20 protein-coding genes and 2 pseudogenes are annotated in these 21,623 nt (G+C 70.9%); 12 read left to right on the top strand and 10 right to left on the bottom strand.

The window, feature by feature from the left end:
* Positions 1-31: 31 nt before the first annotated feature.
* The 5 genes and pseudogenes from OG379_RS33710 to OG379_RS33730 form a co-directional block, all read right to left on the bottom strand.
* Positions 32-676: a pectate lyase gene (locus OG379_RS33710; protein ID WP_405668742.1), complete on the bottom strand. Its 645-nt coding sequence runs from the start codon at positions 674-676 to the stop codon at positions 32-34.
* Positions 677-793: 117 nt separating this feature from the next.
* Positions 794-1,336, bottom strand: a pseudogene (locus tag OG379_RS33715) (RICIN domain-containing protein); the annotation flags it as partial.
* Between the two features lie 249 nt (positions 1,337-1,585).
* Positions 1,586-4,024: a Tex family protein gene (locus OG379_RS33720; RefSeq protein ID WP_405666917.1), complete on the bottom strand. Its 2,439-nt coding sequence runs from the start codon at positions 4,022-4,024 to the stop codon at positions 1,586-1,588.
* A gap of 158 nt (positions 4,025-4,182) precedes the next feature.
* Positions 4,183-4,314 carry an LPFR motif small protein gene (locus OG379_RS33725; RefSeq protein ID WP_362941472.1) on the bottom strand — a complete coding sequence of 44 codons (132 nt, stop codon included), beginning with the start codon at positions 4,312-4,314 and terminating at the stop codon, positions 4,183-4,185.
* 67 nt (positions 4,315-4,381) lie between these two features.
* On the bottom strand, positions 4,382-5,245 hold the full coding sequence (locus OG379_RS33730; protein ID WP_405666918.1) for an SCO6745 family protein: 864 nt from the start codon (positions 5,243-5,245) through the stop codon (positions 4,382-4,384).
* A 123-nt stretch (positions 5,246-5,368) separates the two neighbouring features.
* Between OG379_RS33730 and OG379_RS33735 the strand changes: the two genes are divergently transcribed.
* Complete coding sequence (locus OG379_RS33735) at positions 5,369-6,325, top strand: GlxA family transcriptional regulator (RefSeq protein ID WP_405666919.1); 957 nt, start codon at positions 5,369-5,371, stop codon at positions 6,323-6,325.
* Between the two features lie 38 nt (positions 6,326-6,363).
* Positions 6,364-6,999 (top strand): DJ-1/PfpI family protein, encoded by a 636-nt coding sequence (locus OG379_RS33740; RefSeq protein ID WP_405666920.1) that lies wholly within the window; start codon positions 6,364-6,366, stop codon positions 6,997-6,999.
* Here the strand turns inward: OG379_RS33740 and OG379_RS33745 are convergent.
* Positions 6,986-7,786 carry an enoyl-CoA hydratase/isomerase family protein gene (locus OG379_RS33745; RefSeq protein ID WP_405666921.1) on the bottom strand — a complete coding sequence of 267 codons (801 nt, stop codon included), beginning with the start codon at positions 7,784-7,786 and terminating at the stop codon, positions 6,986-6,988. The genes OG379_RS33740 and OG379_RS33745 overlap by 14 nt on opposite strands.
* Positions 7,787-8,051: 265 nt before the next feature.
* Here OG379_RS33745 and OG379_RS33750 point away from each other — a divergent pair, with 265 nt between their 5' ends.
* Positions 8,052-8,507 (top strand): ATP-binding protein, encoded by a 456-nt coding sequence (locus OG379_RS33750; RefSeq protein ID WP_393766541.1) that lies wholly within the window; start codon positions 8,052-8,054, stop codon positions 8,505-8,507.
* A 24-nt stretch (positions 8,508-8,531) separates the two neighbouring features.
* Here OG379_RS33750 and idi read toward each other — a convergent pair whose 3' ends face one another.
* The 4 genes and pseudogenes from idi to galE form a co-directional block, all read right to left on the bottom strand.
* Positions 8,532-9,125 (bottom strand): isopentenyl-diphosphate Delta-isomerase, encoded by a 594-nt coding sequence (gene idi, locus OG379_RS33755; protein ID WP_393766530.1) that lies wholly within the window; start codon positions 9,123-9,125, stop codon positions 8,532-8,534.
* Between the two features lie 147 nt (positions 9,126-9,272).
* A pseudogene (locus OG379_RS33760) lies at positions 9,273-9,763 on the bottom strand (GNAT family N-acetyltransferase); the annotation flags it as partial.
* A 134-nt stretch (positions 9,764-9,897) separates the two neighbouring features.
* Complete coding sequence (locus OG379_RS33765; RefSeq protein WP_405666922.1) at positions 9,898-10,839, bottom strand: cation diffusion facilitator family transporter; 942 nt, start codon at positions 10,837-10,839, stop codon at positions 9,898-9,900.
* A gap of 174 nt (positions 10,840-11,013) precedes the next feature.
* Entirely contained in the window at positions 11,014-12,000 is a 987-nt protein-coding gene (gene galE, locus OG379_RS33770) for a UDP-glucose 4-epimerase GalE (protein ID WP_405666923.1), read from the bottom strand.
* A gap of 306 nt (positions 12,001-12,306) precedes the next feature.
* Between galE and OG379_RS33775 the strand changes: the two genes are divergently transcribed.
* The 9 genes from OG379_RS33775 to hpnD all read left to right on the top strand — a co-directional run bounded on the left by OG379_RS33775 (position 12,307) and on the right by hpnD (position 21,591).
* Positions 12,307-14,061: a DUF5941 domain-containing protein gene (locus OG379_RS33775; protein ID WP_393766533.1), complete on the top strand. Its 1,755-nt coding sequence runs from the start codon at positions 12,307-12,309 to the stop codon at positions 14,059-14,061.
* On the top strand, positions 14,058-14,795 hold the full coding sequence (locus OG379_RS33780; RefSeq protein WP_362941503.1) for a phosphocholine cytidylyltransferase family protein: 738 nt from the start codon (positions 14,058-14,060) through the stop codon (positions 14,793-14,795). The genes OG379_RS33775 and OG379_RS33780 overlap by 4 nt, the downstream gene beginning before the upstream one ends.
* A complete protein-coding gene (locus OG379_RS33785; RefSeq protein WP_401518347.1) occupies positions 14,783-15,844 on the top strand; it encodes an iron-containing alcohol dehydrogenase family protein in 1,062 nt (353 codons plus the stop codon). The genes OG379_RS33780 and OG379_RS33785 overlap by 13 nt, the downstream gene beginning before the upstream one ends.
* Positions 15,822-16,601: a CDP-alcohol phosphatidyltransferase family protein gene (locus tag OG379_RS33790; protein WP_393766535.1), complete on the top strand. Its 780-nt coding sequence runs from the start codon at positions 15,822-15,824 to the stop codon at positions 16,599-16,601. Before OG379_RS33785 ends, OG379_RS33790 begins: the two co-directional genes overlap by 23 nt.
* Positions 16,602-16,609: 8 nt before the next feature.
* Positions 16,610-17,482, top strand: a complete 873-nt coding sequence (locus OG379_RS33795) for a glycosyltransferase family 2 protein (RefSeq protein WP_362941509.1) — start codon at positions 16,610-16,612, stop codon at positions 17,480-17,482.
* Positions 17,483-17,591: 109 nt separating this feature from the next.
* Positions 17,592-18,521 carry an ABC transporter permease gene (locus OG379_RS33800; RefSeq protein ID WP_362941512.1) on the top strand — a complete coding sequence of 310 codons (930 nt, stop codon included), beginning with the start codon at positions 17,592-17,594 and terminating at the stop codon, positions 18,519-18,521.
* Complete coding sequence (locus OG379_RS33805; RefSeq protein WP_362941515.1) at positions 18,514-19,299, top strand: ABC transporter ATP-binding protein; 786 nt, start codon at positions 18,514-18,516, stop codon at positions 19,297-19,299. The genes OG379_RS33800 and OG379_RS33805 overlap by 8 nt, the downstream gene beginning before the upstream one ends.
* A gap of 424 nt (positions 19,300-19,723) precedes the next feature.
* Complete coding sequence (gene hpnC / locus OG379_RS33810) at positions 19,724-20,641, top strand: squalene synthase HpnC (RefSeq protein ID WP_393766536.1); 918 nt, start codon at positions 19,724-19,726, stop codon at positions 20,639-20,641.
* 29 nt (positions 20,642-20,670) lie between these two features.
* Positions 20,671-21,591 (top strand): presqualene diphosphate synthase HpnD, encoded by a 921-nt coding sequence (gene hpnD, locus OG379_RS33815; protein WP_393766537.1) that lies wholly within the window; start codon positions 20,671-20,673, stop codon positions 21,589-21,591.
* Positions 21,592-21,623 lie beyond the last annotated feature (32 nt).

A 21,623-nucleotide genomic window follows, 5' to 3' on the forward strand; every position in this document is an offset into this window, starting at 1 on the left:
GAGGGACGGGCCCGGCCGGACGGTCCGCGTATCAGTCGACGTAACTGATCTCGGACGCGGAGTAGATGCAGTTCGTGCCGTCCGCACCCGAGCCGATCTCGCTCGGCTCGCCGCTCGTCGTTCCCTTGTACTTGGTGCAGATCTTCATGTCACGGTCGCCGTCCTCGTAGATCGTGACATCCGAGATCCGGGCCGTGTCACCGTAGTTGGTGTTGATGCCGACCAGGCTCGTACCGGGGGCCGTCGCCCAGATGTTCTGCAGCTGGATGTGCCGGGCGTTCTGGGTGGAGCAGTTGCCGCAGGAACGGACCAGCTTGCCGAAGTCGTCGACCTGGAAGTTCTTCACGACCAGGGTGCCGACGCCGTTGTGCTGGAACACCTTGTCCTCGGCCAGTTTCGCGCCGCCACCGTCGATCGTGCGGACCGTCGAGGAGGAGCCGCCGCGGAAGGTCGCGGCGTCCTCGCCCACGTCCTCCCACCAGACGTTCTTGATCGTGCAGGTGCCCGCGCAGTGCACTCCGTCGGCGGCCGGGGCACCCAGGATGACGTTCTGCAGGGTGGCGCCGTCCGCAAGCTTGATCATCGGCGGCTGGTCCTCGTCCTGACCGCCACTGCCCAGGTCGCCGCTGCCGTACAGGCGCTTCATGCCCCCGTCGTACGTGCCCGAGACCTCGATGGTCGACGAGACGGCCTGGCTGCCGTTGGCGCTCGGCCACGACGGCCGGTCTGTGGGCGGGTCGGTCGGCGGGTCCGTCGGGTCCGTGGGCGGGTCCGTCGGAACGGTGCCCGAGGCGGTGAAGGTCCAGCTCTTGCTGCTCACCGAGTCGCAGGAGTTCTGCTGGACCAGGGCGCCGGACGCGGTCGAACCGTCCTTCACGTTCAGGCACTTGCCGCCGTTGCTGTTGACGACGCGGTAGGTGCTGCCGCTGACCGCGGTCAGGGTCCACACCTGGGTGGCCGCACCGCTGCAGTTCTGCTGCTCCACGGCCTTGCCGGCACTCGTGGAGGCGTCCCGCACGCCGGCGCACTTGGCGCTGTTCGCGGCGGCCAGGGTGTAGCCGCTGCCTGAGGCGGTGAGCTTCCAGGTCTGGGCGGCGGCGCCGTTGCAGGCGCTCTGCGCGAGCTGCGTCCCGGCAGAGGTGCTGGAGCCCGGCACTCCCAGACACAGACCGCTGGCGGCGTTCGCCAGGCTGTACGAGCCGACGGCGGGAGCTGCAGAGGCGGATCCGGTCGCGAAGAGTGCGGTGAGTCCTGCGGCGAGCAGCGAAACGATGGCGACGAGGGTGGCGGCCGCGCGGCCGCCCCGTCTCCTGACCTGCTGATTCTCTGTATTCACTAGGCATCCCTTTCACCGCCTGCGGTATTCTCCGCAGGCACCTGACGGTGGGTGGTGCGGTGTTTGGCGCAGTGGTGAAGCCGTCCCCGGTTCGGGTGCAGCAATCTGCATGATGAACCGAGTTCGCGTACATGAATCGCCGTGACCGTACGTCACTCACCCGTAGCGGTCAATACAGCGGGACGGACGATCAGTAACGGCGACGGGCGGGCAGGAGTAGCTCCTGCCCGCCCGTCGCCGTGGTCCCGCTCAGCGCTTGCGGCCGCCCGAGTCGGAGCCGCCCAGTCCGGCCCGCCGCAGCGCGTCCGCCATCGCGCTGTTGGCCGGCGCGGGCGCCGGACGTGGTGCGCCGCCCTGGCCACCGCCCCCACGCCGGTCACGGCCCTGGCCGCCGCCCTGGCGGGCCCCCTGGCCACCGCCCTGCGCCTGCCGCTGGCGCGGCGGGCGCTCCCCGCCGCCGCCCTGGCCGCCCTTCTCGCGCCGCGGCCCCGCTCCGGCGCTCCGGTCCGCCCCGGCCTCGTCGTCGAGCCGCAGGGTCAGGGAGACGCGCTTGCGCGGGATGTCGACGTCCATCACCTTCACCTTGACGATGTCGCCCGGCTTCACGACATCCCTCGGGTCCTTGACGAACGTCCGCGACATCGCCGACACATGGACGAGACCGTCCTGGTGGACACCGATGTCCACGAACGCGCCGAACGCCGCGACGTTCGTGACGACACCCTCCAGCACCATCCCGGGAACCAGGTCCCCGAGCTTCTCGACACCCTCCTTGAAGGTGGCCGTCCGGAAGGCGGGCCGTGGGTCCCGGCCCGGCTTCTCCAGCTCCTTCAGGATGTCCGTGACCGTCGGCAGACCGAACTTCTCGTCCACGAAGTCGTCGGGCCGCAGCGAACGGAGGGTGTCGGTGTTGCCGATCAGTGACGCGACGTCACCGCCCGTCCGCTTCACCATCGTCCGCACCACGGGGTACGCCTCGGGGTGCACGCTCGACGCGTCCAGCGGGTCGTCCCCGCCCCGGATCCGGAGGAAGCCCGCGCACTGCTCGTACGCCTTCGGGCCCAGCCGTGCCACGTCCTTGAGCGCCCGGCGGGAGCGGAACGGGCCGTTCGTGTCCCGGTGGGTCACGATGTTCTCGGCCAGCCCGGAGCCGATCCCCGACACCCGCGAGAGCAGCGGCGCCGATGCCGTGTTGACGTCGACGCCGACGCCGTTCACGCAGTCCTCGACCACCGCGTCCAGGGACCGCGACAGCTTCACCTCGGACAGGTCGTGCTGGTACTGGCCGACGCCGATCGACTTCGGGTCGATCTTCACCAGCTCGGCCAGCGGATCCTGAAGCCGGCGCGCGATCGAGACCGCTCCGCGCAACGACACGTCCATGTCCGGGAGTTCCTGCGAGGCGAAGGCCGACGCCGAGTACACGGAGGCGCCCGCCTCCGAGACCATCACCTTGGTGAGCTTCAGCTCCGGGTGCCTGTCGCACAGTTCACCCGCGAGCTTGTCGGTCTCGCGGGACGCGGTGCCGTTCCCGATCGCGATCAGGTCGACCTGATGCTCCCTGGCGAGCCGCTCGAGTGTGGCGAGCGACTGGTCCCACTTGTTCGCCGGCACATGCGGGTGGATGACGTCCGTCGCGACGACCTTGCCGGTCGCGTCCACGACGGCGACCTTCACACCCGTACGGAATCCGGGGTCGAGCCCCAGCGTCGCCCGGGTGCCGGCCGGGGCGGCGAGCAGCAGATCGCGCAGGTTCGACGCGAAGACGCGCACGGCCTCGTCCTCCGCCGCGGTGCGCAGCCGGAGCCGCAGGTCGATCCCCAGGTGCACGAGGATCCGGGTCCGCCAGGCCCAGCGGACCGTGTCGCCCAGCCATTTGTCCCCCGGCCTGCCGCGGTCCGCGACCCCGAACCGGCGGGCGATCATGTTCTCGTACGAGGAGGGGCCGGGCTGCTCCGAAGGCTCCTCCGGCTCCAGGACCAGGTCGAGCACGTCTTCCTTCTCGCCGCGGAGCATCGCGAGGACGCGGTGCGAGGGCAGCGCCGTGAAGGGTTCGGCGAAGTCGAAGTAGTCGGCGAACTTCGCGCCCGCTTCCTCCTTGCCGTCCCGCACCTTCGCGACGACCCTGCCGCGCGACCACATGCGTTCGCGCAGTTCGCCGGTCAGATCGGCGTCCTCCGAGAAGCGCTCGGCCAGGACCGCCCGGGCGCCCTCCAGTGCCGCAGCCGGGTCAGCCACGCCCTTCTCGGCGTCGACGAACGCCGCGGCGGCGACGAGCGGGTCCACGGACGGGTCGCCGAGCAGCCCGTCGGCGAGGGGCTCCAGGCCGGCCTCCCGCGCGATCTGTGCCTTCGTCCGGCGCTTCGGCTTGAACGGCAGATAGATGTCCTCCAGCCGCGCCTTGGTGTCGGCCGCCCGGATCTGCGCCTCCAGGGTGGCGTCGAGCTTGCCCTGCTCACGGACGGACTCGAGGACCGCCGTACGGCGGTCCTCGAGTTCTCGCAGGTACCTCAGCCTCTCCTCGAGCGTGCGCAGTTGCGCATCGTCGAGCATCTCGGTCGCTTCCTTGCGGTAGCGCGCGATGAACGGCACGGTCGACCCGCCGTCGAGCAAGTCGACGGCCGCCTTCACCTGACGCTCACGTACGCCGAGCTCCTCGGCGATCCTGCCTTCGATGGACGTCGTCACGGTTTTCCCGACTCGCCTTCTCGTACTGGCTGTGCTGGCTGTGCCACTGGGGTGGTCCACACCCGGTGGGCCCCTTCGCCTGCATTGTGCCGGGTGGCCGGGGGCCGTGTCGCGTGACCTGCTCGATCACGGCCCCGACGTCCTGCCGAAGGGTCCGGTCACGCGCGCCGGGTCCTGCCGCTGCGCGACGCGCCGCCGAAGAGGCTTGCCAGGAGCCGGAAGGGCAGAGTCACCACGGTGGCAATGGCCGAGCCGATGGTACTCAGAGCGTTTGCGATCGCACGGAACACGGTGTGCCTCCTTCGTAGGGTGTCTCTGCCGCCTGGCCGGTTCCCCGCGTCGTAAACGCGTACGGGCTCAGCCCTTGCCGACCAGATCCTCCGGAAAAGCGCCCGCCGAGGCCGCGGCGAACAGGAATCCCCGGCCCAGCTCGGTGAGCCTCTCCACGCCGTCGGCGCCCAGGTGCTCGTACGGCGCGGAGTCCATCCGGTCGGTCGCCTCCTCCAGGTCCGCCCTGAGCGTGGTGCCCGCCTCGGTCAGCTCGCCCGCCGCGTCCAGGACACCCCGGTCACGCAGCCGCTCCACCGCCGCGTCCCAGTCGGTGCGCCGCCAGCCGCGGGTGGCGAGGATCCAGCGCGGCGCCATGCCCTTGCCGGTGGCGGTGTGGCTCACCAGGGCCTCGACGGGATCGAGACCGGCCGTCAGGAGGGCGGCCAGGTGTCCGTCGCCGCGGTGCTCGCGCAGCAGTGTCGCCGCGTGCCAGTAGGCCAGGTGCGGCTGCTCCGGCACGTCCAGATCCGCGTGCGCCGCGTACAGGGGCCGGGCGTGGCGGGTGCAGGCCTCGGCGGCCGTGAGGGCCAGGCCGGCCGCCTCCGCCATCTCCGGGGACGCGAGGGTCTCCTCGCCGAGCACCCGGCGCAGGGTCGAGTCGGCGGCCCGGAGACGGGCGTCGAGTGCCGCCTGCGGGGTGATGTCCGACCAGACGGCCGGCAGATGGCGGGCCACCAGCTCGTGGTTGAAGTTGTAGAAGGCCGCGGTGACCGCACCCGCCCCGACTGCACCCAGGGCCGCGCCGCGCGCGGCGAAGTAGACCCGGCTCTCGTTGTCGATGCCGAGCTCCCCGAACTCCTTGCCGAGGTCGGGGGAGAAGTAGACACAGGAGTGCAGCGGATTGAGCGCGTTGTGGCAGCGGCGTCCGGCACGTGGCGGAAGAGTACTCATGCCCGCACGTTACCGACTGGTTGGTACGTGGGGCAGAGCCGGGGCGGCCATGAGGTACTCGTGGCAGGAAAGGTGGGAAATTCGTCATTGCCGCCATCGGTCCGACCGCCCAGGATGAAGGGCATGAAGCAGCGATCCGTACTCGTCGTCCTCTTCGAGGGCGTGCAGAGCCTCGACGTGAGCGGCCCGATGGAGGTCTTCGCCGGCGCCTCCCGCTTCCCCGGCGTCTCCTACGACCTGCGCACCGCCTCGCTGGACGGAGCACCGGTCCGCTGCTCCAGCGGCCTCACGCTCGTCCCCGACGGCAGGCTCGCTGACGCCCCGGCGCCCGATCTGCTCCTCGTGCCGGGAGGCGCGGGCACGAGGACTCCCGCCCCGGAGCTGGTCGACTGGATCCGCACCCACGGCCCCCGGGCCCGGCAACTCGTGTCGGTGTGCACCGGCGCCCTCCTCCTCGCCGAGGCGGGCCAGCTCGACGGCCACCGGGTGACCACCCACTGGTCCGTGTGCGAGACGCTTGCCCGGACGTACCCGGCGGTGCGCGTGGACCCGGACCCGATCTTCGTACGCGACGGACGGCTGGCGACATCGGCCGGCGTCACCGCCGGCATCGACCTCGCGCTCGCCCTGGTCGAGGAGGAACACGGACGGGACGTGGCGCTCACCGTCGCCCGCCATCTCGTCGTGTTCCTGCGGCGCCCCGGCAACCAGGCGCAGTTCAGCGCCCAGCTCACCGCCCAGACCGCCGTCCGTGAACCCCTCCGCGAGATCCAGCACTGGATCTCCGAGCACCCGGACGCCGACCTCTCGGTGGAGGCGCTCGCGGAACGCGCCCGGCTCTCGCCGCGCCATTTCGCCCGCGCGTTCCAGGCCGAGACGGGACTCACCCCCGGCCGGTACGTCGAGCGCGTACGGCTCGAACAGGCCCGCCGGCTGCTGGAGGACACGGCCGACGGCGTCACAGGGATCTCCCGGGCCAGCGGCTACGGCACTCCGGAAGCGATGCGGCGCGCCTTCGTCAAGGCCCTCGGGACCGCGCCCGCCGAATACCGGCGCCGCTTCCGGTCCCAGCCCGCCTGAAACGCCCCGACCACCACGGCACCGACGGAAGGAACACCATGCAGATCGCCATCGTGCTCTTCGACCGCTTCACCGCGCTCGACGCAGTGGGCCCCTACGAGATGCTCAGCCGGGCCCCCGGCACCGAGACGGTCTTCGTCGCCGAGCGGCCCGGGCCCGTGCGCAACGACAGCGGCAGCCTCTCGCTCGTCGCCGACCGGGCTCTCGCCGACGTGCCCGCTCCCGATGTGGTGATCGTGCCGGGAGGGCCCGGCCAGAGCGACCAGATGGAGAACGAGGCGTTGCTCGGCTGGCTGCGGACGGCGGATGCCACCAGCACCTGGACCACCTCGGTCTGCACGGGCTCCCTGCTGCTCGCCGCGGCCGGGCTGCTCACCGGCCGGCGTGCCACCTCGCACTGGCTGGCCCTCGACGTCCTGAAGGCCTTCGGCACCGAGCCGACGGACGAGCGGGTGGTGACGGACGGGAAGTACGTCACCGCCGCCGGTGTCTCCTCCGGCATCGACATGGGCCTGACCCTGCTCGGCAGGATCGCGGGTGACGACCACGCCCGGACCGTCCAGCTGCTGACCGAGTACGACCCCCAGCCGCCCTACGACTGCGGTTCGCCGGCCAAGGCCCCGGTGGCCATGGTCGAGGAGTGGCGGGCGAAGAGCCGCTTCATCCTGACGTAGGCGCGGCCCCGGCTTCCCCTGTCGTCCAGGTGAAACGGGGAGTGCGGCGCTCCAGGAAGGCGGCGACCCCCTCGGCGGTGTCGCCGCTGCCTCGTGCCTGCCGCGCCCAGTACGCGTCCCGGTCCTCGCGGCCGTCGGCGAACTCCTTCGCCGCGGCCTGGGTCAGCTGTGAACGCGAGGCGAGGACCCGCGCGAACGCGGAGACCCGGGCCGCCAGCCCGCCCTCCGGCAGGACCTCGTCCACCAGCCCCGTGCGCAGGGCCCGTTCCGTCCCGATCAGCTCCCCGGAGAACAGCAGGAACTTCGCGGCGGCCGGGCCGACCAGCGCGACCAGCCGACGTGTGGACGAGGAGGGGTAGACGATCCCCAGCTTGGCCGGGGTGACGCCGAAGGAAGCGCCCTCCTCGGCGAACCGGAGGTCGCAGGCGGCGGCCAGCTGGCTGCCGCCGCCCACGCAGTACCCGCGTACGGCGGCCAGCGTGGGCCGGGGGAAGGCCGCCAGGGCCTCCTCGGCCCGGACGGCGAGCGCCTGCGGCCGCCCTCCTGGGTCCTGGAGGGAGGCGATGTCCGCACCCGCGCAGAAGGTGTCACCGGCGCCGGTGAGCACGAGGACCCGCACGCCGCGGTCGGCGGCCAGCCTCTCCAGCAGCACGGGCAGCGCCCGCCACATCTCCGCGCTCATGGCGTTGCGCTTGGCGGGGTTGCTGATGACGACGGTGGCGACGCCGTCCACGACCGTGTGCTCCAGTCGCGGCTCCGTCCGAACCGCCTGCTCCCTGAGGTCCATGCGCCGGATGCTATCCGTACGGCCCGAACCCGTGACACGGCCGATGCCGGCAGCGGCGGGCGACGGGGCTTCAGCCCGGTGACGGACCAGATGACGCCCGAAGAGGGCGAGAAGTAGTCCAATCACCTGACGCTGTCATACTCACTCGGTCAAATTGCTTACAGAAGTGAGCACTTGTGGTCATAGCTGTAGTCCGGACCACGCTCTTCCCGACACTCATTACTCGATAGTCAGCGACATGCGAATCGAGAGCGGGTGGCGGTCCATGGAGAGCCGTGGGAGTGTTCCGGCCCATCCCGTGTCGTACGAGGGGGTGTGGCGCTTCACGGCCCCCGCCGTCGACGTCTCGGTGCCGCAGGCGCGGCACGCTGTCCGGGACCTCCTCGACCGGCAGGGCGTACCCGTCGAGGACGACATCCTCCAGGGGCTGCTGCTGATCGTGTCGGAACTGGTCACCAACGCGGTCCGGCACGCGGCGCTGCTCTCGCCCGAGCTGGCCGTCGAGGTGGCCATCGGCGCGGAATGGATCAGGGTCTCCGTCGAGGACAACCACCCCTACCGCCCCACGGCGCTGGTCACCGACTACGCGCAGACCGGCGGCCGTGGGCTGCTCCTGGTCCGTGAGATCACCGCCGAGGCGGGTGGCACCTGCGACGTGGAGCACACCGCGGGCGGCGGCAAGATCATCTGGGCGGCGCTGCCACTCAGGACGCAGCTCTGACCGCCCCCGGCGCGGCGAGCGGCTTCACCAGCCCGCGGACGGCCCCGTCAGCTCCCTGATCGCGGGCCGTGCGGCGTCCAGCACGGTCATGAACCACGCGGAGAACGGCGCGGCGGCATGCCGCTCCGCGAGCTCACCGGCGGTCACGTAGGCCGTCTCGCCGACCTCCTCCTCGTCCGGCCGCAGGCGCTCCTGCACCATGCCGACGAACAGGTGGTTGAACTCCTGCTCCACCAGACCCGACATGGGGTCGGGGTGGTTGTAGCGGACCGTGCCCGCCGCGGCGAGCAGCGAGGGCGATACCCCCAGCTCCTCGTACGTACGCCGGGCGGCCGCCGCGAACGGCGCCTCTCCGGGGTACGGGTGGCCGCAGCAGGTGTTCGACCACACGCCGGGGGAGTGGTACTTGCCGAGCGCACGGCGCTGCAGCAGCAGCCGCCCCTGCTCGTCGAAGAGGAAGACGGAGAACGCGCGGTGCAGCTGGCCGGGGGCCTGGTGAGCGGCGAGCTTCTCCGCGGTGCCGATGGTGGTGCCGTTCTCATCGACCAGTTCGAGCATGATCGCGTCTGCTGTGCCGTTCGACGAGCTGTTCGCCGCGGTTGCTGGTGTGGTCGGCATACCCATCCTTCGCTTTGGTTCCCGGCCTCGTGCGCCGGACCCCTCGAGTGCGGTCAAGTCTGCCGTACAAAAGCCGCTTGTCCGCACTTCGGGTGCTGGCATGTCCGTCCCGCCCCGCCCTCAGGGCGCGGCGGGACGGACACGGCGTCAGACTCCGAAGGCCGCCGGGTAGTGGATCATGCCCATCGGCACCGGCACGGAATCGTCCAGGACCAGCGCCGTCATCGCCGCGGCGGGAACCTCGAAGCCCGGCCGGATCCCGGACCGCGACGCCGGAACGAATCCGAAGGCCGGGCAGTACTCCGGATGCCCGAGCACCAGGACGAGTGACTCGCCCGCAGCCGTGCGGCGTCCAGCACCGCCCGGAGCACCGCACGCCCGGCGCAGCCGTGCTGGTGTTCCGGCGAGGTCGCCACCGGCGCCGGCGCGAGCGCCGGGGCGTCGTCCCCCACACGGCACCGGGTCAGCAGGGCGTGGGCCGCCACGGAACCGTCCGGCGCCTCGGCGACGTACGACAGGCCGGGCATCCAGGTAGCGGGGTCGGTGCGCAGGGCGTCGACCAGATCGGCGTCGTCCCGGGTCGGGAAGGCCGCACGTAGGACCCGTCGGCGAAGCCGCCTCGAGGAGGCCGGCCGTGTCCGCCCGGACCGTACGGATCCGGGCACCGAGCCCGCCATGGCGAGCAGCCGCAGTGTGGTGGCATCCGAACCGGGGTCCTGCCGGAGCAGCCGGCGATGCCGTGGGGAGCAAGCGTCGTACGTGTGGTCGGCTGTCAGTGGCAGAGCCGTGCCTCGTGCTCCTGGTGACCGCTGGGCTCCAGCTGGAAGGTGCAGTGCTCGACGTCGAAGTGGCTGCCGAGGCAGCTCTGGAGGTCGTGCAGGAGCTTCTCGTGACCGACCGAGTCCAGCATCTCCTGGTGCACCACCACATGGGCGGAGAGGACGGGCATGCCCGAGGTGATCGTCCAGGCGTGCAGGTCATGGACGTCCAGCACGCCGGGCAGGGCCGTGATGTGGGCGCGTACCTCGTCCATGTCGACCCCCTTGGGCGCCGACTCCAGCAGTACGTCGAGCGTCTCCCGCAGGAGTTTCACCGTACGGGGGACGATCATCAGGCCGATCAGCAGCGACGCGATGGGGTCGGCGGCCTGCCAGCCGGTGGCCAGGATGATGCCCGCCGCCACCAGCACCGTCACCGAACCGAGCGTGTCGGCGACGACCTCCAGATAGGCCCCCCGGACGTTGAGGCTGTCCCGTTGCCCGCGCATCAGCAGGGACAGGGAGACGACGTTGGCGACCAGACCGACAGCGGCGAACGCGATGGCCAGGCCGCCCCTGGTCCCGGCCGGAGTGATGAAGCGCTCGACCGCCTCGAAGACCAGGTAGCCGCCGACGCCGAGGAGCAGCAGACAGTTGGCCAGCGCGGCGAGGATCTCGGCGCGGGCGAAACCGAAGGTGCGGTTGGGGCCCGCGGGCCTGTTGGCGAAGTGGATGGCCAGCAGGGCCATGCCCAGCCCCAGCGCGTCGGTGGCCATATGGGCCGCGTCGGCGATCAGGGCCAGCGAGTTCGCGAGCAGCCCGCCGACGATCTCCATGACCATGACGCCGAGCGTGATGCCCAGGGCGACCCGGAGCCGGCCCCGGTACGCGGCGGCGGCCGTCCCCGTCGGGGGCGGCCCTCCGTGCGTGTGCCCGTGATCGTGGCCAGCCCCCATGTGAACGCCTCCGTACAGCCGTCGTGTCCCTCGGACACGTCTGACGCGCCTCGCCCGATGCGGCCAGTGAACTACGGGGGCGGGGCAGGGGGCAACACGGCACTGAACACCGTTGTCATGTGCTCTGACCTGCGGAAACGATTGCAGGTCAGAGTGGAGCCGGGGTCAGGACCCTCACTGCGCGGCGCGGGCCTCGGGGTGGCGCCGGCACCAGCCCTCCCAGGCCGACTCCACCATCTCGCGCATGTCCCGGCGTGCCGTCCAGCCCAGCTCCTCGGTCATCCGCGCCGCCGACGCGACCGCCCGGGCCGCGTCCCCGGGCCTGCGCGGCTCGACCACCGGCTCCGTGCGCAGGCCGGTGACCTCGCCCACCAGCTCGGCGAGACGGCGCACGGACACGCCCTCACCCCGGCCGATGTTCACGGTGAGGTCTCCGCCGTCCGAGGTCTTGTCCAGGTGCCTGGCGACCGCGAGGTGCGCCTCCGCCAGATCGGCGACATGGATGTAGTCGCGTACACAGGTGCCGTCCGGCGTCGGATAGTCGTCGCCGAAGACCCGCGGCGCCTCGCCCCGCGTCAGCCGGTCGAAGAACATCGGTACGACGTTGAAGACACCCGTGTCGGACAGCTCGGGCGCGGCGGACCCCGCCACGTTGAAGTAGCGCAGGCAGGCCGTCGAGATGCCGTGGGCCCGGCCCGTCGCGCGCACCAGCCACTCCCCGGCGAGCTTGGTCTCGCCGTACGGATTGATCGGCGCACACGGGGTCTCCTCCGTGATGAGTCCCACGTCCGGGACGCCGTACACCGCTGCCGACGAGGAGAGGAGGAAGCGCGGCACACCGGCCGCGACCACGGCCTCCAGCAGCACTCCGAGCCCGGCCACGTTCTCCCGGTAGTAGAGCAGCGGCTTCTCGACGGACTCACCGACCTGCTTCTTCGCCGCGAGATGCACCACACCCGTGACGGCGTGTTCCGCCAGGACCCTGTCGAGAACCTCGCGGTCCGAGGCCGACCCCCGCACGAGCGTGAGGTCCGCGGGCAGCCGCGCCTCGATGCCCGTCGAGAGGTCGTCGAGCACGACGACCTGTTCCCCGGCCCGCATCATGGCCTTCACCACATGTGCCCCGATGTAACCGGCTCCGCCAGTGATCAACCACGTCATGCACGTCAGCCTATGCGTTCTCCGGACGCGGTTTGTGGGGCGAGGCCTTGATCGACGATGATGATCGCGAACGGCGCCGCATGATTGCCGATTCGGCCGAACGGAGCACGAACGGGCGGTGAACTCGGTCTTCCGTTCATCCGATAGCCTCAGCCGACGCGCCACCGGCCCACCCCGGGGCCGCATGTCCGCGCGCCGTTCCCGTTCAGTTCCAAGGAGTGAGTTCGTCTGTCGACCGCCATCCTCACCGGTGCGCCGGTACCCGGATCGTCGCTCGAGGACGATCTGCGGTCACTCGGCTTCGACGTGACTGCCGCAGCCGACGCCTCCGAGGCCGCCGACCTGCTCGCCGCAGTCCCCGCGAGCAGGCGCGTCGCGCTCGTGGACCCCCGGTTCGTCGGCCATGTCCACGCGCTCAGGCTCGGACTCACCGACCCCCGCTTCGTCGCCGCGTCGATCCCCGGAGCGCTCACGGCGCAGCCCGAGGCCCGCCCCGCGCTGCTCCGCGCCCTCCAGCGGGCCGTGGCCGCCGTCGGCGCGGGGAGCCCCGTCGCACCCCCCGGCGCCGAACCCGTCACCGAGGACCGCACGGTGCCCGGCCGACTGGCCGTTGCGCTGGACGCTGAGGGCACCGCGGTACAGCGCCCCGAGCTCGGTTCCCTGGCGGCCTCCGTGCCCACCGGACCCGAGGAGCGGAGCGCCGCGCAGGCCGCCGTCTCCGCCGTCGACGACGAAGCCGTACGGCTGCGCAGCGCGGTCAAGGCCCACGACGGTTTCTTCACCACGTTCTTCATCAGCCCGTACTCCCGCTACATCGCCCGCTGGTGCGCCCGCCGGGGCCTCACCCCGAACCAGGTCACCACCGCCTCGCTGATCACTGCGCTCATCGCGGCGGGCAGCGCGGCGACCGGCACCCGCGGCGGCTATGTCGCGGCCGGAGTGCTCCTGCTCCTCTCCTTCGTCCTGGACTGCACCGACGGGCAGCTCGCCCGCTACTCGCTCCAGTACTCGACGATGGGCGCCTGGCTGGACGCCACCTTCGACAGGGCCAAGGAGTACGCGTACTACGCGGGGCTCGCCCTCGGCGCCGCCCGGGGCGGCGACGACGTATGGGTCCTCGCGCTCGGCGCGATGGTGCTCCAGGCCTGCCGCCATGTCGTCGACTTCTCGTTCAACGAGGCCAACCACGACGCGGTCTCCAACACGAGCCCCACCGCCGCGCTCTCCGACAAGCTCGACAGCGTCGGCTGGACGGTCTGGCTGCGCCGGATGATAGTGCTGCCCATCGGCGAACGCTGGGCCATGATCGCCGTCCTCACTGCTGTGACCACGCCCCGGATCGTCTTCTACGCCCTGCTCATCGGCTGCGCCCTGGCCGCCTGCTACACCACGGCGGGCCGGCTGCTGCGCTCGCTGACCCGCAAGGCGCGGCGCACCGACCGCGCCGCCCGCGCCCTGGCCGAGCTGGCCGACTCCGGCCCGGTCGCCCAGGCCGTCGCCGCCGTGCTCCGGCGTCCGGGCGGCGGCTTCACGGCCCCGCTCCTGGCGTTCGCCGGAGCGCTGGTCATGGTCGCCGCGGCGCTGTTCGCCCCCTACGGCGGCTGGCTGACCGTGGGCGCCGCCGCGGTGTACGCGGTCCTCTCAGGACTGGCCGTCTCCCGGCCGCTCAAGGGCGCGCTCGACTGGCTCGTCCCCCCGCTCTTCCGGGCCGCCGAATACTGCACGATCCTGGTGCTGGCCGCCCGCAGTGACGTACCGCACGCCGTTCCCGCGGCATTCGGCCTGGTTTCGGCCGTCGCCTACCATCACTACGACACGGTGTACCGCATCCGGGGCGGCACCGGAGCGCCGCCCCAGTGGCTGGTGCGCACCATCGGCGGGCACGAGGGCCGGACCCTGGTCGTGGCCGTGCTCGCCGCCGTACTGACCTCCGGTTCAGGTTTCACCACGGCTCTCACCGCGCTCGCGGCCGCCGTGGCTCTGGTGGTGCTCGTGGAGTCCATCCGCTTCTGGGTGTCCTCCTCGGCCCCCGCCGTACACGACGAAGGAGAACTCGCATGATCGGCCTCGTACTGGCTGCCGGTGCCGGACGCCGTCTGCGTCCGTACACGGACACGCTGCCCAAGGCCCTGGTGCCGGTGGACGGCGAGAAGACGGTCCTGGACCTGACGCTGGCCAACTTCGCGGAGGTCGGACTCACCGAGGTCGCGGTCGTCGTCGGCTACCGCAAGGAGGCGGTCTACGCCCGCAAGGCCGAGTTCGAGGCGAAGTACGGCGTGACGCTGACCCTCATCGACAACGACAAGGCCGAGGAGTGGAACAACGCCTACTCCCTGTGGTGCGCGCGTGAGGTCCTGAAGCAGGGCGTCATCCTCGCCAACGGCGACACCGTGCACCCGGTCTCCGTCGAGAAGACCCTCCTGGACGCACGCGGCAAGGGCCAGAAGATCATCCTCGCCCTCGACACGGTGAAGACCCTCGCCGACGAGGAGATGAAGGTCATCACCGAGGACGGCAAGGGCGTCCGGCGGATCACCAAGCTGATGGACCCGGCCACCGCGACCGGCGAGTACATCGGCGTCACGCTGATCGAGCCCGAGGCGGCCGAGGAGCTCGCCGACGCGCTGAGGACCACCTTCGAGCGCGACCCCGACCTCTACTACGAGGACGGCTACCAGGAGCTCGTGAACCGCGGCTTCACCGTGGACGTGGCCCCCATCGGCGAGGTCACCTGGGTCGAGATCGACAATCACGACGACCTCGCCCGCGGCAGGGAGATCGCGTGCCGGTACTGACCCGCCTCATCCCGTCCCCGGTCGTCGTCGACATCCGGCGCGGCGCGATGGACGATCTGGCCGGTCTCCTCGCCGACCAGCGGATCTCCGCCTCGGGCAAGCTCGCCATCGCGATCAGCGGAGGCTCCGGGCGCGCCCTGCGCGAGAGGCTGGCCCCGGTGCTGCCGGGGGCCGACTGGTACCCGGTCGCCGACGGCACGATCGACTCCGCGGTGCGGCTCGCCGACGGCATCAAGGGCAACCGCTACGACGCCGTGGTGGGCCTCGGCGGCGGCAAGATCATCGACGTGGCGAAGTACGCCGCGGCGCGTGTGGGCATGCCCATGGTCGCCGTCGCGACGAACCTGTCCCACGACGGGCTCTGCTCCCCGGTCGCGACCCTGGACAACGACAACGGACGGGGCTCCTACGGGGTCCCCACGCCGATCGCCGTCGTCATCGACCTCGACGTGATCCGCGAGGCGCCCGCGCGTTACGTGCGCTCGGGCATCGGCGACGCGGTCTCCAACATCTCGTGCGTAGCCGACTGGGAGCTCGCCCACGAGGTGCGCGGCGAGGACATCGACGGCCTCGCGGCCGCCATGGCCCGCCAGGCGGGCGAGGCGGTCCTGCGCCACCCCGGCGGGATCGGCGACGACGCCTTCCTCAAGGTGCTGGCCGAAGGCCTCGTCCTGACCGGCATCTCGATGTCGATCGCGGGGGACTCGCGCCCGGCCTCGGGCGGATGCCACGAGATCAACCACGCCTTCGACCTGCTGTACCCGAAGCGCGCGGCCAGCCACGGCGAGCAGGTCGGCCTCGGCGCCTGCTTCGCCATGCACCTGCGGGGCGCGCACGAGGAGTCGCTGCTCATGGCGTCCGTACTGCGGCGCCACGGGCTGCCGGTGCTGCCGGACGAGATCGGCTTCACCCCCGAAGAATTCGTGCGGGCGGTCGACTACGCCCCGCAGACGCGCCCGGGACGCTTCACGATCCTGGAACACCTCAACTTGTCCACCGACCAGATCAGGGACGCGTACGCCGACTATGCAAAAGCCATCCATAGCTGAACTCCGCCCGGTCGTGCACCCTCCGGGCGTGAAGGACCGGCGCAGTGGCGAGCACTGGGCGGGTCGGCTCTACATGCGCGAGATCTCCCTGCGCATCGACCGGCACATCGTCAACACCAGGATCACGCCCAACCAGCTGACCTACGTGATGACCGTCGCCGGTGTCCTCGCGGCGCCCGCCCTGCTCGTCCCGGGAATCCCCGGGGCCCTGCTCGGCGTGCTCGCGGTCCAGCTCTACCTGCTGTTCGACTGCGTCGACGGCGAGGTGGCCCGCTGGAAGAAGCAGTACTCGCTGGGCGGGGTCTACCTGGACCGGGTGGCCGCCTATCTGTGCGACGCGGCGGTGCTGGTCGGCTTCGGCCTGCGCGCCGCCGATCTCTGGGGCCCGGGACGCATCGACTGGCTGTGGGCCTTCCTGGGCACGCTCGCCGCGCTGGGCGCCATCATGATCAAGGCGGAGACCGACCTCGTCGGCGTAGCCCGTCACCAGGGCGGGCTGCCGCCCGTCAAGGAAGCCGCTTCCGAGCCGCGCTCCTCCGGCATGGCGTTCGCCCGACGGGCCGCCGGCGCGCTCAAGTTCCACCGGCTGATCCTCGGCATCGAGGCGTCGCTGGTCATCCTGGTGGTCGCCGTCCTCGACACGGTGAGGGACGACCTCTTCTTCAGCCGCCTCGCGGTCGCCGTGCTGGCCGGCATCGCCCTTCTCCAGACCGTCCTGCACCTGGTGTCGATCCTGGCGTCCAGCAGGCTGAAGTGAGCTCACCCATGAAACTCGGCGCGGTCATCATCACCATGGGCAACCGCCCCGACGAACTGCGCGCCCTTCTCGATTCGGTCGCCAAGCAGGACGGCGACCGGATCGAGGTGGTCGTCGTCGGCAACGGCGCCCCGGTCCCGGACGTCCCCCCGGGCGTACGGACCGTCGAGCTGCCCGAGAATCTGGGGATCCCCGGCGGCCGCAACGTGGGGATCGAGGCGTTCGGCCCCTCGGGAGCCGATGTGGACGCCCTGCTCTTCCTCGACGACGACGGACATCTGCCGAACACCGACACCGCCGAGCTCTGCCGGCAGGCGTTCGAGGCGGACCCGAAGCTCGGAATCGTCACCTTCCGCATCGCGGACCCCGACACCGGCGTCACCCAGCGGCGGCACGTGCCGAGGCTGCGTGCCTCGGACCCGATGCGCTCCTCCCGCGTCACGACGTTCCTCGGCGGCGCGAACGCCGTGCGGAGCCAGGTGATCGCCGAGGCAGGCCCCCTCCCCGCCGAGTTCTTCTACGCGCACGAGGAGACCGACCTCGCCTGGCGGGCCCTGGACGCCGGCTGGATGATCGAGTACCGCTCGGACATGGTGCTCAACCACCCCACGACCGCTCCCTCGCGGCACGCGGTCTACCACCGCATGGTGGCCCGGAACCGCGTCTGGCTCGCCCGCCGTAACCTGCCCGCACCGCTGGTCCCCCTCTACGTCGGGGTCTGGCTGCTCCTCACGCTGGTCCGCAGGCCCTCCCTGCCCGCCCTCAAAGCATGGTTCGGGGGGTTCCGGGAAGGCTGGACCAAGCCCTGCGGACCCCGGCGTCCCATGAGGTGGCGTACGGTATGGCGGCTGACCAGGCTGGGCCGGCCACCGGTGATCTGAGAGGCTCTTCCTCTGAGACCATGAACCGTATTCATTCCGTACGGGGAACCTGTCCGCCTCGGCCGCGCCCGCGACCGGCTGCGCATCGTGAAGACGAGAGTTCTTAACTGTGAGTGACACGACCCATGACGGCGGGATTGCGCTGAGCAGCCCGCCGTCCGCCGACGAGGGACTGAGCGCGTCCCAGCTGGCCGACAAGTACGGCTTGACGGTCAGCGGCGCCCGGCCAGGGCTGTTCGCGTACATCCGGCAGCTCTGGGGCCGTCGGCATTTCATCCTGGCGTTCTCGAGGGCGAAGCTGACCGCGCAGTACAGCCAGGCCAAGCTCGGCCAGCTGTGGCAGGTCGCCACGCCGCTGCTGAACGCTCTGGTCTACTTCCTGATCTTCGGGTTGATCCTGGGCACCCGGAAGGGGATGACCCAGGAGGTCTTCATCCCGTTCCTGGTGACCGGTGTCTTCGTCTTCACCTTCACCCAGAGCTCGGTCATGGCGGGGGTGCGCTCCATCTCGGGCAACCTCGGCCTGGTCAGGGCGCTGCACTTCCCCCGGGCGTCGCTGCCCGTCTCGTTCTCGCTGCAGCAGCTCCAGCAGCTGCTGTACTCGATGATCGTGCTGGTGGCCGTGGCGGTGGGCTTCGGCAGCTACCCCGCGCTCTCCTGGCTGCTCGTCGTCCCGGCGCTGGCCATGCAGTTCCTCTTCAACACCGGCCTGGCACTGGTCATGGCACGGCTGGGCAGCAAGACTCCGGACCTCGCCCAGCTGATGCCGTTCGTGATGCGTACCTGGATGTACGCCTCGGGCGTCATGTTCTCGATTCCCGTGATGCTGGCGGACAAGCCGCAGTGGATCGCCGACGTGCTGCAGTACAACCCGGCGGCCATCTACATGGACCTGGTCCGCTTCGCACTGATCGACGGCTACGGCTCGGAGAACCTGCCGCAGCACGTCTGGGCCGTCGGGCTCGCCTGGGCGCTCGTGGTGGGCGTCGTGGGCTTCGTGTACTTCTGGAAGGCAGAGGAACGGTACGGCCGTGGCTGAGGAAAAGTCCCAGGGACACATCCCCACCGTGATCGCGGACGACGTGCACATCGTGTACCGGGTCAACGGCACAGGTGGCGGCAAGGGAAGCGCCACCGCGGCACTGAGCCGGATCATGCGCCGGGGCAAGGGCGAACCGCGCGGTGTGCGCAAGGTGCACGCGGTGCGGGGCGTCTCCTTCACCGCCTACCGTGGCCAGGCCATCGGTCTCATCGGTACCAACGGTTCCGGCAAGTCCACGCTGCTGCGGGCCATCGCCGGCCTGCTGCCGACGGAGCACGGCAAGGTGTACACCGACGGCCAGCCTTCGCTGCTCGGTGTCAACGCGGCTCTGATGAGCGACCTGACCGGTGAGCGCAACGTCGTGCTCGGCGGTCTCGCCATGGGCATGAGCCGCGAGGAGATCCGCGCGCGGTACAAGGACATCGTGGACTTCTCCGGGATCAACGAGAAGGGCGACTTCATCACGCTGCCCATGCGGACGTACTCGTCCGGCATGGCGGCCAGGCTGCGCTTCTCGATCGCGGCCGCCAAGAACCACGACGTCCTCATGATCGACGAGGCGCTGGCCACCGGTGACCGCAAGTTCCGGGTCCGCTCCGAGGAACGGATCCGCGAGCTGCGCAAGGAGGCCGGCACCGTCTTCCTGGTCAGCCACAACAACAAGACCATCAGGGACACCTGCGACCGGGTCCTGTGGCTGGAGAAGGGCGAGCTCCTGATGGACGGCCCCACCGAAGAGGTGCTGAAGGCCTACGAGCGGGAGACGGGCAAGTAGCCGTCGCATGCGTGTGGCCCCCGCCGGAGTGAAGCGGCGGGGGCCCTGCGGTGTGCGGGCCCGCGCCGGCAGACCCGCAGGGGCTGTAGGCGCCCCGGGTGGATCTCCTCCCGGCGGATGACGTCAATGGCTCGGGATCCGGGGAAGGTTGACGGCGGCCGGTGCGTTGCAGGAGGGCGCGGTGCACCCCGGCGCAGTCCTGTGAGCTGTACAACGTAAGCTGTGACGGTGCTGATTCGCGGCTATGTGGGGTGATACGCCCCCGCGCATCGCCCGTTGTGTGCGTGTCGCACTCGTCCGGACGAGCGGCGTGTCCGAAAAGGGATGTTTTGGGTCAGCAGTGTAGAACGGGAGATATGACGGCAATGATGGAAAATCTCCAGCTCCGACGTGGTTTCGCCGTCCCCGCGTCGGGTGGTACGCAGTGACCCGTACCCAGCAGGCGCGCGCCGACGCCGCCACCGCCACGCTCGACAAGGCCGCCGACGAGAACTTCCCCGTGGCCCCCTTCTTCCTGCCCCGCGCATGGCGCGACGATCTGATGGCCGTCTACGGATTCGCCCGCCTCGTCGACGACATCGGTGACGGCGACCTGGCCCCCGGAGGTGCCGACGCCCGCCACCTGGGGCTCGAACCCGGAGAGGCCGAGGACAGGCTCGCCGTCCTGGACGCGCTCGAAGCCGATCTGTACCGCGTCTTCCGGTCCACCGGCGACGACCCGCGCCACCCCCTGATGCGCGCCCTGCGCCCCACCGTGCGGCGCTGCGCGCTCACCCCTGAACCCTTCCTCGGGCTCGTCGAGGCCAACCGGCAGGACCAGAAGGTCCGCCGTTACGGGACCTACGGGGACCTGCTGGCCTACTGCGAGCTCTCCGCCAACCCCGTCGGCCGCCTCGTTCTGCAGATCACCGGCACCGCGAGCCCTGAGCGGATCCGCCGCTCCGACGCCGTCTGCACCGCGCTGCAGATCGCCGAGCACCTCCAGGACGTCGCCGAGGACCTCGGCCGCGACCGGATCTATCTGCCTGCCGAGGACATGGCCCGCTTCCATGTCGGCGAACCGGACCTGGCGGCACCCTCCGCGGGCGCGGCGGTGCGGTCGCTGATCGCTTTCGAGGCGGAGCGCGCCCGTGACCTGCTGGACGAGGGAGTCCCCCTGGTGGGCAGCGTCCACGGCCGGCTCAAGCTGCTGCTCGCCGGATTCGTCGGCGGAGGACGGGCCGCCCTCGGCGCGGTCACGGCCGCCGGTTTCGACGTACTGCCCGGACCGCCCAGACCCACCGCGCCCAGGCTGCTGCGCGAGGTGGGAGCCGTCCTGCGAAGAGCGCACAGAGAGGGGTGAGCCGGACCGTGGAGGGACAGACGACGTACATGTCGGCACCGGTACAGGCCGCGTACAGCTACTGCGAGGCCGTGACCGGACAGCAGGCCCGCAACTTCGCGTACGGCATCCGACTGCTGCCGTACGAGAAGCGGCAGGCCATGTCGGCGTTGTACGCCTTCTCCCGTCGGGTCGACGACATCGGCGACGGCGAGCTGGACCCGGAGACGAAGCGCACCCGGCTGGAGGACACCCGGGGACTGCTCGTCCGGATCCGGGACAACGCGGTCGAAGAGGACGACACCGACCCGGTCGCGGTCGCCCTGGCCGACGCCGCGCACCGGTTCCCGCTGCCGCTCGGCGGTCTCGACGAGCTCATCGACGGCGTACTGATGGACGTGCGCGGAGCGACGTACGAGACCTGGGACGACCTCAAGGCGTACTGCCGGTGTGTCGCGGGTGCCATCGGGCGGCTCAGCCTGGGCGTTTTCGGGACGGAAGCGGGCGCCCCCGGCGCCGAACGGGCCGCGGAGTACGCCGACACCCTCGGCCTCGCGCTCCAGCTCACCAACATCCTGCGCGACGTCCGCGAGGACGCGGGCAACGGGCGTACGTACCTGCCCGCCGACGACCTCGCGAAATTCGGCTGTTCCGCCGGATTCCACCGGGCCACCCCGCCCCCCGGGTCCGACTTCGCCGGGCTGGTGCACTTCGAGGTCCGGCGCGCCCGGGCGCTCTTCGCCGAGGGCTACCGGCTGCTCCCCATGCTGGACCGGCGCAGCGGTGCCTGCGTGGCCGCCATGGCCGGCATCTACCGCCGGCTCCTCGACCGGATCGAACGCGATCCCGAGGCGGTTCTGCGCGGCAGGGTCTCGCTGCCCGGCCATGAGAAGGCGTACGTTGCGGTGCGCGGCCTGTCGGGTCTCGACGCGCGTTACATCTCACGCCGGACGGCGAGGGGGAGGATCTGATGACGGGTCCGGTCCGGGTCCGGAGGCGGGCA

The organism is Streptomyces sp. NBC_01166 (assembly GCF_045039765.1).
In the GTDB taxonomy this organism is placed as follows: domain Bacteria; phylum Actinomycetota; class Actinomycetes; order Streptomycetales; family Streptomycetaceae; genus Streptomyces.

Excerpts from the sequence above, each read along its gene's own strand:
- OG379_RS33730 (WP_405666918.1), bottom strand. The coding sequence starts at position 5,245 with ATGAGTACTCTTCCGCCACGTGCCGGACGCCGCTGCCACAACGCGCTC.
- OG379_RS33735 (WP_405666919.1), top strand. The coding sequence starts at position 5,369 with ATGAAGCAGCGATCCGTACTCGTCGTCCTCTTCGAGGGCGTGCAGAGC.
- OG379_RS33740 (WP_405666920.1), top strand. The coding sequence starts at position 6,364 with ATGCAGATCGCCATCGTGCTCTTCGACCGCTTCACCGCGCTCGACGCA.
- OG379_RS33745 (WP_405666921.1), bottom strand. The coding sequence starts at position 7,786 with ATGGACCTCAGGGAGCAGGCGGTTCGGACGGAGCCGCGACTGGAGCAC.
- OG379_RS33750 (WP_393766541.1), top strand. The coding sequence starts at position 8,052 with ATGGAGAGCCGTGGGAGTGTTCCGGCCCATCCCGTGTCGTACGAGGGG.
- idi (WP_393766530.1), bottom strand. The coding sequence starts at position 9,125 with ATGCCGACCACACCAGCAACCGCGGCGAACAGCTCGTCGAACGGCACA.
- OG379_RS33765 (WP_405666922.1), bottom strand. The coding sequence starts at position 10,839 with ATGGGGGCTGGCCACGATCACGGGCACACGCACGGAGGGCCGCCCCCG.
- galE (WP_405666923.1), bottom strand. The coding sequence starts at position 12,000 with ATGACGTGGTTGATCACTGGCGGAGCCGGTTACATCGGGGCACATGTG.
- OG379_RS33780 (WP_362941503.1), top strand. The coding sequence starts at position 14,058 with ATGATCGGCCTCGTACTGGCTGCCGGTGCCGGACGCCGTCTGCGTCCG.
- OG379_RS33790 (WP_393766535.1), top strand. The coding sequence starts at position 15,822 with ATGCAAAAGCCATCCATAGCTGAACTCCGCCCGGTCGTGCACCCTCCG.
- OG379_RS33795 (WP_362941509.1), top strand. The coding sequence starts at position 16,610 with ATGAAACTCGGCGCGGTCATCATCACCATGGGCAACCGCCCCGACGAA.
- hpnD (WP_393766537.1), top strand. The coding sequence starts at position 20,671 with ATGTCGGCACCGGTACAGGCCGCGTACAGCTACTGCGAGGCCGTGACC.